Genomic DNA, 12,736 nt, shown 5'->3' with positions numbered 1-12,736 from the left:
GTTAACTGCCTAGCTGGCGTCGGACGCGAATGCCTCGGCCACCTCTGCAATGGTTCCCAACATCGATTGAATACCGCCACCGGAGAGATAGAGCCGAGCCGAGTCCAGATAGAGGATTTGGCCTGCTTCGCCGGCCTTGGTGCCCGCAACCAGCGGATTGTCGAGCGTCACCGCTGCGGCTTCGCCGTCCTGTCCAATCGCTGCGCCTCGGTCGACAACGAAAATCCAGTCAGGATCGACCTCCGCGATGAACTCAAAGGAGACGGCTTCACCGTGTGTCTCGGCCGTCAATTCAGGGTAGGCTTCCGGCAGACCCAAGGCCGTGTGCAGCCAGCCAAACCGCGAGTCGTCACCATAGGCCGACACTTTGCCACCATTGGCCAGCAAGATCAGGATGTCGCCTTGCCCATCTGCTGCTGATTTCACGTCTTCAATCGCCGCGTCCAACTGAGCCAAGAGCGCCTCGGCTTCGTCCTCAAGCTCGAAAATCTCTCCATATGCGATGACCCGCTCCTCAGCCTGAGCCAACAAGTCCTCGCCGGAAATCGTCATGTCGATCGTCGGAGCGATGCGAGACAGTGGCTCGACCTGAGCCTGAGAGCGACCACCTGCGACGATCAAGTCGGGTGCCATGACCGCCAGCGCTTCGAAATCCGGTTCGAACAGCGTTCCGACGATCTCGGCGGCGGCGAATGTATCGGCCAGATAAGCGGGCGGCGTTATGTCAGGCACCCCCGCAACATCGACGCCAAGGGCGGCAAGATCGTCAATGGCGGCAAGGTCAAGGGCCACGACTTTGGCTGGAGTCGTTGGAACAGCAACCACGCCAGCCGCGGTTTCGACGTCCACAGTTTGGGCCGACACAAGGCTGGGCAGAGCTGTCATGGCCAGTGTGGCGAATGCTTTTCTCATTACTTTTCCTTTCGTTATGCCATCGAGAATTTAGACTCGACAAAGGCGACTTTATTGGTCAGGTAATAGTCCGACACAAATACTCAGGATTAAGAGAGATGCAAACACAAATTTCCAATGAGGGCCGATTTGCGACGCCCAACGCCAGCCGCTATCTTCAGCAACTGTGTAAGCACTTCGCTCACAAGATCGATGTCGAGTATACCGAAGAAGAAGGTAGATTTGCGTTCCCGAGCGCCGAAGTCCGCTTGGAAGCAGCGAAGACAGAACTGGTCGCCAAGATCACTTCGGTCAGCGCAGATGGTATCAAGACTGCTCAGAATGTGATCGACAGCCACCTTGAGCGGTTCGCTTTCCGCGAGGGATTCAAGAACATGGACTGGTCGGATTGATACGTCTCTACAGCGTTTTGTTGATCAACTAAGTACTGCACCCCAGGAACTCGGGATCGCAAAAAGTCCGCAACCTGCCCCACCGGCAGCCGGTCGTGCGCGGGAAGCGGCCCTGGATTGAGTTACGTGCCTTCGGGCATTGCGGGATCAGCAACCGCAATACGCAATGCCCGCAGCGCATTCAGAATGACGGCGACGTCAATCACTTCTTGCAGCAAAGCCCCCTGGACCGGCGTGAGGTAACCAAACGCAGCCGCGATCATGCCCGCGACCGACAGGCCGATCCCAGCAATCACGCTTTCAATCGCGATGCGGCGTGATTTTTTCGCGATATCAATGCCAATACCAAGTCTGTCGATTCTGTCGATCAACAGGATGGCATCTGCGGCTTCGGCCGAAGCGGCAGCCCCTCTCGCGCCCATGGCAACGCCGACATTTGCCGCCGCAAGTGCTGGCGCATCGTTCACCCCATCACCGACCATCATGACCGGGGCAGATGTTCGCTCGTCCAGAACCAATTGCAGTTTCTTGTCCGGCGTCAACTCAGCGTAGATCCGATCCAATCCAAGACCTTGCGTGACCCGCTCGGCGACTGCGGCGCGGTCGCCTGTCGCTAGAATTATCCGCGTCATCCCACCTCGACGCAGATTGGTGAACATCGCGCGAGCGCCTTCACGCAGTGGGTCCGCCATGACGAGATAGCCCGCCAGTTCACCATCGACAGAAATCGCGACGAGGATCGAGCCGGCATCGAGCTCGTTTCGAGGCTTTGCCGGATGCCCGATCCGACGCATGACAAAGTCATAGCTCCCTACGATGACGTTTCGTCCATCGACGCGACCGACAACTCCCTCTCCGGGGATTTCCACGACGTCGGATGGCACAGGCAGCGTCAGACGCTGTGTTTTTGCGGCGGCAACGACAGCTTGCGCAACAGGATGCTTCGACGCCTGATCCAATGCGGCAGCGTAGAGCAATACTTGATCCCCAGACATGCCTTCGCAGCTCTCAATCGAAACGATCTTTGGACGCCCGTCGGTAATCGTCCCAGTCTTGTCGAGGATCAACGTGCGGACACGCGCCATTGTCTCAAGTGGCCCCGCGCCTTTGATCAACACCCCGAATTGGGCGGCCCTCGACAATCCGGCAACCAAGGCAACTGGCACCGCGAGAATCAAAGGACACGGTGTCGCCACGACCAATACCGCGACCGCCCGGATCGGGTCCCCAGTGAACCACCACGCGGTGAAAGCGATTGCCACGGTCACCGCCAAGAAACCCAGAGACCAGCGATCCGCCAATCTGGCCATGGGCGCCTTGGATCGCTGCGCTTCCTCGACCAACCGCACGATCCCTGCATAAGTGCTTTCTTCGGCAAGATGGGTGGCGGACAGGTCAAACGGTTCCCCGGCATTGGTCGAACCACTCATTGCCTCAGCGCCGCGCAACAAGCGTGCCGGCAACGACTCGCCGGTCAGCGCAGAGGTTTCCACATATGCGACATCAGATGCGATTGTGCCGTCCACCGGGACGACATCGCCCTGCCGTATGAGCAGTCGATCACCTGGCTGGATGTCCGCGAGCGGCACCTCTTCCAAAGCGTTACGGACATGTCGAGTTGCCGTCCGGGGCACTCGCGACAACAAATCGTGCATTTCGCGCCGCGCCCGGCCCTCGGCAAAGCTTTCCAGAAAGGTCCCGCCGGAATACATGACGGCGACGACAGCCGCTGCAAGCGCCTCTCCAAAAGCCAAGGCCGCCGACATCGAAAGGGCTGCGACGATGTCCAAACCGACCTCACCACGCCGCAAGCTGCGAGCGATCTCAATCACGAGTGCCAAGAGCACCGGGAGCACCGCGACGAACCACGCAACCTGCGCCAGCGCCGCGTGGCCGGCGAAATACACGCTCAAACCGCACAACAGCCCAGCCACGGCAATCAGCAGCAATGCGGTCTTCAACCGGTCGGAGCTTACTTGAGTCATCTGCTCGGCCTCCCAATCAAAGAGCTTGCATCTGCACTAGGGGCCTTGGAGAATCCCTAGCTCAATCAGGCCTCGGTGCTATAACATGCCCCAATCGAATGCGGACCGCCGCCATGAAACACCATCGCAATCAGGCGCATTAGAACGTTGATCGAGATCAAAAAAAGCAGACATCGCGTCAATCGAATGACAGAGGTCCGCACACCTTCCTAACCGTTCTACAGTGCGACTGCATGAGAGGGCGCTTTCAGCAATGGCGTTGTCTTAATGATCTATCACCGACAGGTTGCAAACGCAGGTCTAAATTTTCACACCTAGCCACATGGCGCACCGTCAAACAGTAAGGATCACGTCTGAGTTCCATCCGACAGGCAAAGGAACAGGTCGCTCGATTGCGATTTGATCCAAGGTTATGTCCGGCACACATTTTATCATGATACCCGGCATTCCCCCTGGATATGGGGTCACTCCGACGACTTTCCCATCCTCGTCCAATCGCCACGCATTGACCCGGCCCGCAGCAGCATCGGTAGGAAATCGGTCGAGATAGGTCGGGCGCAGATCATATGATTGCCCGGTGCCCAAGGGGCCTTGGCGCTGTACGATTTCGATATCCTCCAACACGATGCCAGAGATATCGCCTTTGCGTTCGGCAACGAGATTGATGGCTCCTTCCATCACGCCGCGTAATTTGCGAACCACGACGCTTCGGATCGCGCCGGCAGGGCCATCCTCTGGCCGACGATCCAAGGTGTTGATCGTCACGGCCTCACCCGATCCCCAAAAACCTGCCGGGGCCTCATTGCAGTCCACCTCGATACGTTCGAACCTGACATTGTCCACTGGCCCGCCATCACGTGAAAAAATGCCCATTGCGCGGTTCGATGCCTCGATGCGGATGTCACGAAAGGCAATGTCGCGAAACGGAGAGAAACTCTCCGTCCCTAGTTTGAGAGCGCAGGAACGGCTCTCGATAACGCAATCGGACACGGTGATATCCGCGCAGGGGCCGGTCGTGCCGCCCTCTGCCCTCGCCGAGGTTTTCAGAACGATCCCGTCATCGGCCGTTCGAATTTCGCATCGCTCGACGTGCACATCGCGGCAGCCATCAATGACCAATCCGTCGGTGTTGGGCATTTGTCGGTTGTTAAAGACAGCAAGATTGCGCAAATTCATCCCGTCGCAATCGACGAAATGCAGGGTCCACATCGGGGAGTCCTCGACCGTGAGCCCGTCGATCCGAACATCACGACATTGATCAAAGACCAGCACCCGCGGCCGCAACTTTGCTGGTATCAAGACACCCATCTCAGTATCTTCTCCAACTGAGAACGCACGGCTGCCGTCACAGACGATCTTGCCCTGCCCAGTGATCGCAATCCGCTCGGCTCCGGATGCAACTAGCATCGCGCGATTGCTGTCTTCGGCCACCACGGCAACTTCGGTGTGCGCGTAGGCGTCATAGTCGGGGTGAAAATGGAGCTCTGCCCCTTCTTCCATATGCAGGGTCAAGTCCGAGGAAAGCCGGAGTCCAGCGCAGCGATAGACGCCTGGGGAAAACGTGATGCGCCTTGGACCCGAGGTGCCATCGATCATGCTCTGGACCTGCGAAGTCATGTCTTCTTTCACAGGAGAGATGCGGGATTCACGCAATTCGAACACAGCAAACCTCATCAAAATTTTTTCGTTCGCAGAAAGCGCACCAACTCACTCCAGTACAACCGCTCGCTTTGCGACGGGAAGTGCATTAGTTTTCTGCTTGTTTTAGCTCAATAGCGGACATACGGTCGACGTCGCAAGCTCACCCCAAGTGAAAATACTTGAATTGAGCTTGCAAATGCCTGTGGGGACAGGCAAGGAGGAGGAGAGGCAGAATGCGACCGGATCAGGTTGATATAGCCAAGCTCGCGCACTTGCTGGAGGTGCTGCGGGGACGTTGCTTTACACCACATGGCGACAGCATTCCGCTACGGTGGACCACAGCAGCATCCGATCAGCGCGATTCGATCGTCAACGGCTCGATGCAAGACTGGCCGAGGGTGACAACAGAGACAGTCTGGGGCGCACCACAAAGCTATTTCTGGTTCGCCGGTCAAGCCGTCATCCCGCCGGAACTCGCCGGGCAACGGGTTTACCTTTGGATCGACGCTCAATTTGGACGCGTCATGGGGCGATCCGATCCGCAATGCCTGATCCGGGTGAATGGCGATATCCGACAAGGCGCCGACTTTAACCATCGTGAAATGTTGCTAACCGCCGATGCGACGGCCGGCGAGGTCTTTGAACTCATGATTGAGGCGGGCACGATCGAAGATCGACGCCAGCTCGGTTTTGGCTGTAATCTTATGGTCCATGACGCTCTCGCTGAAGCTGTCTATTTTGATCTCAAGACCCCGCTTGATGTGGCCAAGCACTTGCCGGAAACCGACCATCGTCGCGATCTGATCGTATCGCGCGTGCATCGTGCCTTGGCGGCAATCGATCTGAGGCGGGGATCGCAGGAACGGTTCCACGCCAGCTTACGCCATGCGCAGGACATTGGAACCGAGATATATTCCGCCGCCGATACCGACATCACGCCGCAAGTCACCGTCACCGGACATACCCATATCGACGTGGCTTGGCTCTGGCGGGTGCGTGAGACACGGCAAAAGATGGCTCGATCCATCGCAACCGCACTGACATTGATGGAGGAATATCCCGACTATCAATTCATGTATAACCAAGGCTATCTGCTCGATACCTTGGAGCAAGACTATCCCTCGCTTTTCGATGGAATCGTAGCGCAACAAAAGGCTGGCCGCTTCGAGATCGAAGGCGCTCTTTGGCTGGAACCCGACGCCAACATGACCGGCGGCGAAAGCCTCGTGCGCCAAATCCTGCGCGGAGTCCGCTATCACCAGCAAACATTCGGCGTCACACCGAAAATCGTCTGGTTGCCGGATACCTTCGGCTACAGCGCCGCCCTGCCCCAGATCATGAAACTGGCCGGGCTCGAGGTCTTTGTGACTCACAAGATGTCTTGGAACGACACCAACCGGATGCCCTTCGAGACGTTCTTCTGGCAGGGTATCGATGGCACGAAAGTGCCCACCTATTTCCTGACAACCCAACCGATGGAAAGCACAACCATCGGGACGACCTATTGCCCCGACCTCAAAGCCAGCCACGTCATGGGCGCGTGGCGGCGCTACGCCCAGAAGGCGACGCAAGACGAAGTCTTTCTCGTTTATGGTCATGGCGACGGCGGTGGCGGCCCGACCCGCGAGATGCTTGAACATATTGCTCGGATGGAGCGCGGCATCCCCGGCTGCCCGCGTGTGACCCACGACCATATGGGCCCCTATTTTGATCGCCTGCTGGCCAAGATGCGGGACGCTCCGGCGGACTACCCCACATGGGTGGGCGAGCTGTATCTCGAATTTCACCGCGGCACCTTCACCTCTGTTGCAGAGGTCAAACGAAACAATCGCAAGGCAGAGATGACACTGAGGGAGCTGGAGGCGCTGGCCGTGCTCGCACAGGTGCAGAGGGGCCATCCCTACCCTCGCGCCGAACTCGGCGCGCTATGGGACATCGCCCTGCTAAATCAGTTTCACGACATCCTGCCCGGCTCGTCCATCAAAGAAGTCTACGAAGACAGCGCCGCCGAATTCGAGGCTTTCTTCGAACAAGCAGTGAATCTGCGCGAGCGCCTGTCCAAATCGTTGGGCGGCGGTTCGATATTCAACGCCTTGGGTTCAACGCACGAAGGCTTGGTGACACTGCCCGAAGCGGTCGCCGCGTCGGTCCAGGGGGTTCAGCAATTGGTTTTCGCGGACGGGTCAACCGCCAATGCCGTCAAAGCCTCTATCCCCGCTCTCAGCGCCGCCCCCGTCTCGACGAGCGCGCTGCCCGCATCAACCAGCGAATTGCACGTTTCAGAACGTCAGTTGGAGAACGCCCATATCCTCATGCGATTGGATAACGCCGGGCGGATCATCTCGCTGCTAGACAAGGCCACGGGTCGCGAGGCCCTAACCGGACCCGGCAACCGCCTGCAGGCCTTTCGTGATCTTCCAGCGCAGTTCGACGCATGGGACATCGACCAGACCTACACAGATCAAGTCTGGGAAATTGACGACCTGCAAAGCGCTGAAATCGTTGAACGCGGCCCTCTCCGGGCGGCAATCCGGCTGGAGTGGGGCTACGAGGCATCGCGCATTGTGCAGGTCATTTCGCTTGGAGCCGACGACCGGCAAATCGAAATCGACACCTGGGCCGATTGGAGGGATCAGAACACACTGGTTAAGGCCGCGTTCCCGCTGTCGGTGCGCAGTGATTGCGTCCACGCCGAAATGCAATTTGGCCACGTCACACGGCCCACACACACCAATACTTCTTGGGATGCGGCACGGTTTGAATGCCCTATGCACCGATGGGTCGCCATGTCCGAGGCAGGGTTCGGCGTCGCGATCTTGAACGACTGCAAATACGGCAATGACGCATCGGGCCAAGAGCTTCGGATCACTCTGCTTCGTGCGCCGACTTGGCCATGGGATGGCGCAGACATCGGCGAGCATCGCTTCCGTTACGCAGTGATGCCCTTCGATGACTTCGAATGCGTCTCATCCGCCGCCGAACGGTTCAACCATCCGTTGACATATACCGTTGCCGACGGCGCAGTTTCGACCGGCCCGGAAATTGTCTCTCTGTCCCATGATGGGGTTGCTATCGGGGCCATGAAGCTCGCCGAAGACGATGACGCCATCATCCTGCGGCTGTGGGAGCGGCATGGCAAAGCTCAAACAGTCAAGGCCCGCTTCTGCGCATCCGTTACGGACGTCGCCATCTGCGATTTGCTTGAGCGAGCGACCGAGCCACTCTCGGTGACCGAGGGCGCCGTGGACCTCAGCTTCAACCCATTTGAAATTAAGAGCTTACGACTGAACTGGACGGCTTGACCATGCAATATTTTACCCACCGCATCACCGATTTCCCCGGCGGCGACAAAAGCTTCGTCGATATTCCCTTCGTGGTTGGCGACGATATCGAGAGGGTTGAAGTCTCCTACCTGTTCCCCACAGGCGGCAACGGCTGCGTGATCGATATCGGTCTCGAGAAAGACGGCAAGAGCCGTGGCTGGACCGGCTCGGAGTATGGGCATATCTGGGTCGCAGAGGACCGGGCCAGTCCGGGCTACAGGCCAGGACTATTGACCGGAAATTGGAACGTCGTTCTGGGCATCTATCATGTTGGACCCGATCCTTGGGTCGACGTCCAAATCCGGCTGATCCAACGCCGCAAGCGCTGGCTGGCCGGAGAGCTGCACAGCCACACAGAGCACTCCGATGGCGGGGTCATGGTTGGTGAGGCGATCAATCGGGCCCGCAATTCTGGCTGCGCGTTTCTGTCAATCACCGATCACAATGCGACTCAGCAGAACCACATCCGGCCGGATGACCCCGGCATTCTGGTCATCGATGCGATGGAGTTGACGACTTATTGGGGGCACACCAACTTTCACGGCCTGAAAGACCCGGTCGACGACTGGCGGTGCCGCACACCCGACGATGTCCCAGCCAAAATGGCCGAAGCGCGCGAAAAAGGGGCGACGATCGTGATCAACCACCCGTTTCAAAATTCGCCCGGTGGGCGCTGGCAATGCGGGCTGGATGTGCCTTTCGATGCCTACGAGATCTGGAACGGCAATTGGGCGCCCCACAACGTGCAGGCTCTGGCCCACTGGCAAAGCCTGTTGGCCGAAGGACGCAGAATACCTGCAACGGGCGGCAGCGATTTCCACCTCAAGAACCGCCGACGCCACGGCCGACCAGCAAACCGGCTCCACGTGCAGACCCACTCCGTGGCAGGCGTCCTCGCCGCCGTTCGCGCGGGCGCGAATGTCGTCTGTTCGGCGCCTGACGAGACGATGATTGAACCGCGATCCGGCTCGCCAATGTTCGGGGAAAGCGCGACGAATGGTGAGCCGCTCGGCTTTGTGGCAATTGGGCTTGCGCAGGGCGACAACGTGCATCTGATCACCGAGGCAGGCACCGTCCGCGTGATCGATTGCGTGACCGAAACTCAGGAGATCGAAGCGACACTCGACGGGCGGTTTTTGCGATTTGAGATTTGGCGTGGCGACCAACCTCGCCTGTTCTCAAATCCAGTCTATGCGATCTGATTGCTGAGAAGCCGGGCGGACGACAAAGGGGGAAAACCGATGGCGCAGAGAAAAGTCGGAATCAAGGATATAGCGGCCCGGGCAGGCGTATCGATCTCGACGGTGTCCCACGTGATTAACGGCACCGCACCGATTTCTGACGAAGTCCGCGACAGGGTGATACGGGTCGCTCGTGACGTCGGCTATCTGGACCGGCGCAAGAACAAGGGCACGATCGCCTCGCTTCGGAAGATTCTGCTCGCGATTCCACAGGATGCGATGCCAGAGAACGATGTGAACCTCGTATCTTGGACGATTCTGTCGACGCTCATGCAGGAGAGCGAGTCGCGTGGAATTCGCATCGTCGTCCACGAAATCGATCATGCGGATGCATTCCGCCAGGTTCCGGAAGCCGCCCGCGCCGTCGATGCCGACGGCATCATCCTCGTCAACGACGACCGGCCGGCCCTGCTCAAGGAGATATGCAACAGCAAGATCCCTGCCGTGCTGATCAATGGCGAAGACCCCGAGATGCATATCAATAGCGTCACACCGGGCAATCGCTTTGCCGCACAAAAGGCGACACAACGTCTGATTGAGTTGGGGCACCGCCGGATCATTCACCTGACGTGGCAAGGGCGGCGGACGGTCGACAGGCGCCTTGACGGGTTTCACGATGCTTTCCAAGATAACGGGCTGGATATCGATGGCGCGATTACCCTGATTGCCGAAGGTTACGAGCCTCGGCACGCGGAAGCGGCAGTGCGGGACTGGCTGGCCCGTCACCCGGACCTTGACGGAGTGACCGCGATATTCTGCGCCGCCGACAACCTGGCCTTCGGGGCGATGAAGGCCCTCAAGTCAGCCGGGCTGACCGTGCCTGATGACGTCTCAGTGATGGGGTTCGATGGGGTCGGGCTCGGCGAGTTGCATGTGCCAGCTCTCAGCACTGTCATCGTGCCACTCGATGAATTCGGGAGCGCCGCGCTGGAGCTACTGGAAAGCAGCGCCAACGCCGACAGCAAGAAAAGAGCCGCCCGCCGGCTGGAATTGGGCTGCGAGGTTGTGACCAGAGCCTCGGTCGGGCCACCACCGCGATGATGACGCCGATGCGAATCATCAGACGCTTGGCTGGAACATTACACCGTCGACAGCATTTCATAAAATTCTTTTCATTAAAAATACGTCAAACTCACGACTTTGAGGCAGTTTTCCACAAGGATAAAGATTGATTTCGAAGCTCGATTTGTATGATAATTTTCATGCAAGGCCTGACGTGTCGCTTGAGGAGAATGCGCGCCCGCATCAGCAGCCTGCAAAGGGAGAGGAGTTATTATGAAATTTTTTGCACAACTAGCCGGGCGCGGCAGCCTAGCGCTTCTAATGGCCAGCACCGCAATGACAACCGCGGCTTACGCCTACGATGAATCCCCGATGTTGGCCGAGCAGGTCGCCGCCGGCACCCTACCACCAGTCGACGAGCGTCTACCGACAAACCCGATGGTCGTCGAGGCCATCGAAGTCGGCGAATACGGCGGCACTTGGCGTCGTGCGTATCGGGGTCCGGGCGATCGCTGGGGGCCGACCAAGCTCATGGAGGAGCGGGTTCTGAAATATACGGCGGATGCCGATGGCAACGTTGTGCTCACACCGGCCTACATCGAAGACTATTCGGTCAACGAAAATTCGACGGAGTTCACATTTACGCTGCTCGAAGGACTGCGTTGGTCGGACGGACAGCCCGTTACCACCGAAGATGTGTCGTTCTGGTATAACGATGTGTTTCTGAACGAGGCGCTTACGCCAACAATCGATCCGACCTTCTCGCCGGGCGGTGTTCCGATGGAACTGGAGATCGTCGACGACCGGACCTTCACAGTCAGCTTTGCACAACCATACGTTTACTTCCTGAACATTCTGGCCAAGGACAGCACCAGCGAACCAAGCCTCGACCGGCCATCGTTCTTGTTCCCACGTCACTACCTGGAAGCCTACAACGACCGCTACGCGACCGAAGAGGCTCTGGCAGCAGCGGCGGAAGAGCACGGCGTCGAGCAATGGACCGATCTGTGGGGATCGAAAGGGCCGATCACCTCATGGTGGCAGAACCCGGATTTGCCGGTGATCACCGCCTGGATGATCGAAACACCTGCACCCGGCAACGTGGTGACGATGGTTCGCAACCCCTACTACTGGGCGGTGGACCAAGAGGGTAATCAGCTGCCCTATATCGACCGGATCGAACACAGGCTGTTCGAGGCTGCGGATTCGTTCAACCTGATGATTGTTCAGGGTCAGATCGACATGCAGCAGCGCTATGTCAACTCCAATGACTTTACCTTCTACATGGAGAACGCTGAAGGCGGCGACTACGAGATTGTCAGCTGGAGATCAGCCAACGTCTGGTCGTTCATTCCGAATTACAACATGGAAGACGAAGTCTTGCGCGGGCTGTTCGAGAACCGGGATTTCCGGCAGGCCCTTCACGTGGCACTCGACCGCGAAACCATCAACGAACTCGGCTTCTCTGGCTTGGGCGAGGCGCGGTCCGCATCGCCGATCACCGGCTCTCCCTATTTCCGCGAGGATTGGGAAACCCATTGGACCGAATATGATCCTGATCTGGCCAACGAATTGCTGGACGCAGCTGGCCTGACCGAGCGTGACAACGACGATTTCCGTCTACGTCCCGACGGCGAGCGGCTGCAACTGGTCGTCGAGGCCTATCAGGATTACGCGTCGCCGATCCTCGAAGTGGCGGCTGATTTCTATTCCGACGTCGGAATTGAACTGCTGCCCCGGATCATCGACCGCACCCAGTGGGACGACAATCGCGACAATAACAACTACGTCATGCAGTATACGCCGTTTGACCGTCTCTCGATTGTTCCTGCCGATCCGCGCAACATGATGGGCAGCGACAGCTACGCAAATCAGTATTTCGTCTGGTACTCGACCGAGGGCGAAAGCGGAATCGAGCCGCCCGCGGATCACCCCATCCGGGATGTCTGGGCTGCCTGGGACCGGGCTTCCGTGGCTGGCAGCATCGAAGAAGCTGATGAAGCGATGATGGAGTTGATCGACACCTTCGTGACCGAAGGGTGGGTGATTGGCATCGTCGGTGAAGAATCCGCACCGGCGATCGTCAGGAACAACTTCCACAACATGCGTGCGGGGCTCGTCAACGACGACATCACACGCGGCATCGGCCTCGGCCAAACGCAGCAAATGTGGATCTCGCAAGACTGATTGCTTTCCTCCCGGACCTGTGGCGGGCTCGCCTGCCGCAGGTCATTTTTGCA

8 protein-coding genes are annotated in these 12,736 nt (G+C 58.4%); 5 read left to right on the top strand and 3 right to left on the bottom strand.

What is annotated here, in order from left to right:
• Positions 1-9 precede the first annotated feature (9 nt).
• Positions 10-912, bottom strand: coding sequence for a siderophore ABC transporter substrate-binding protein (locus tag LOM8899_RS06975; RefSeq protein ID WP_093991494.1), 903 nt, complete (start codon positions 910-912; stop codon positions 10-12).
• 98 nt (positions 913-1,010) lie between these two features.
• On the opposite strand from LOM8899_RS06975, the gene LOM8899_RS06970 reads away from it, so the two are divergent.
• Entirely contained in the window at positions 1,011-1,304 is a 294-nt protein-coding gene (locus tag LOM8899_RS06970) for a DUF2218 domain-containing protein (protein WP_093991493.1), read from the top strand.
• 122 nt (positions 1,305-1,426) lie between these two features.
• Here the strand turns inward: LOM8899_RS06970 and LOM8899_RS06965 are convergent, their stop codons facing one another.
• Positions 1,427-3,289 carry a heavy metal translocating P-type ATPase gene (locus tag LOM8899_RS06965; protein ID WP_093991492.1) on the bottom strand — a complete coding sequence of 621 codons (1,863 nt, stop codon included), beginning with the start codon at positions 3,287-3,289 and terminating at the stop codon, positions 1,427-1,429.
• Between the two features lie 333 nt (positions 3,290-3,622).
• Positions 3,623-4,963, bottom strand: coding sequence for a polygalacturonase PglB (gene pglB, locus LOM8899_RS06960; protein ID WP_093991491.1), 1,341 nt, complete (start codon positions 4,961-4,963; stop codon positions 3,623-3,625).
• Positions 4,964-5,163: 200 nt separating this feature from the next.
• Here pglB and LOM8899_RS06955 point away from each other — a divergent pair, with 200 nt between their 5' ends.
• The 4 genes from LOM8899_RS06955 (at position 5,164) to LOM8899_RS06940 (ending at position 12,683) form a co-directional block, all read left to right on the top strand.
• Positions 5,164-8,232, top strand: a complete 3,069-nt coding sequence (locus LOM8899_RS06955) for an alpha-mannosidase (protein ID WP_093991490.1) — start codon at positions 5,164-5,166, stop codon at positions 8,230-8,232.
• A gap of 2 nt (positions 8,233-8,234) precedes the next feature.
• Positions 8,235-9,455, top strand: a complete 1,221-nt coding sequence (locus tag LOM8899_RS06950) for a CehA/McbA family metallohydrolase (RefSeq protein WP_093991853.1) — start codon at positions 8,235-8,237, stop codon at positions 9,453-9,455.
• Positions 9,456-9,494: 39 nt separating this feature from the next.
• A complete protein-coding gene (locus LOM8899_RS06945) occupies positions 9,495-10,535 on the top strand; it encodes a LacI family DNA-binding transcriptional regulator (protein WP_093991852.1) in 1,041 nt (346 codons plus the stop codon).
• A 234-nt stretch (positions 10,536-10,769) separates the two neighbouring features.
• Positions 10,770-12,683, top strand: coding sequence for an ABC transporter substrate-binding protein (locus tag LOM8899_RS06940; RefSeq protein WP_093991489.1), 1,914 nt, complete (start codon positions 10,770-10,772; stop codon positions 12,681-12,683).
• The last annotated feature ends 53 nt before the right edge of the window (positions 12,684-12,736 follow it).

The organism is Flavimaricola marinus (assembly GCF_900184895.1).
Lineage (GTDB): Bacteria > Pseudomonadota > Alphaproteobacteria > Rhodobacterales > Rhodobacteraceae > Flavimaricola > Flavimaricola marinus.
The sequence above is the reverse complement of the archived record's forward strand: the minus strand, read 5'-3'. Positions and strand labels throughout refer to the sequence as shown.

What these genes read in the sequence shown, in the direction of transcription:
- LOM8899_RS06975 (WP_093991494.1), bottom strand. Translation starts at nt 912, where the DNA reads ATGAGAAAAGCATTCGCCACACTGGCCATGACAGCTCTGCCCAGCCTT.
- LOM8899_RS06970 (WP_093991493.1), top strand. Translation starts at nt 1,011, where the DNA reads ATGCAAACACAAATTTCCAATGAGGGCCGATTTGCGACGCCCAACGCC.
- LOM8899_RS06965 (WP_093991492.1), bottom strand. Translation starts at nt 3,289, where the DNA reads ATGACTCAAGTAAGCTCCGACCGGTTGAAGACCGCATTGCTGCTGATT.
- pglB (WP_093991491.1), bottom strand. Translation starts at nt 4,963, where the DNA reads ATGAGGTTTGCTGTGTTCGAATTGCGTGAATCCCGCATCTCTCCTGTG.
- LOM8899_RS06955 (WP_093991490.1), top strand. Translation starts at nt 5,164, where the DNA reads ATGCGACCGGATCAGGTTGATATAGCCAAGCTCGCGCACTTGCTGGAG.
- LOM8899_RS06950 (WP_093991853.1), top strand. Translation starts at nt 8,235, where the DNA reads ATGCAATATTTTACCCACCGCATCACCGATTTCCCCGGCGGCGACAAA.
- LOM8899_RS06945 (WP_093991852.1), top strand. Translation starts at nt 9,495, where the DNA reads ATGGCGCAGAGAAAAGTCGGAATCAAGGATATAGCGGCCCGGGCAGGC.
- LOM8899_RS06940 (WP_093991489.1), top strand. Translation starts at nt 10,770, where the DNA reads ATGAAATTTTTTGCACAACTAGCCGGGCGCGGCAGCCTAGCGCTTCTA.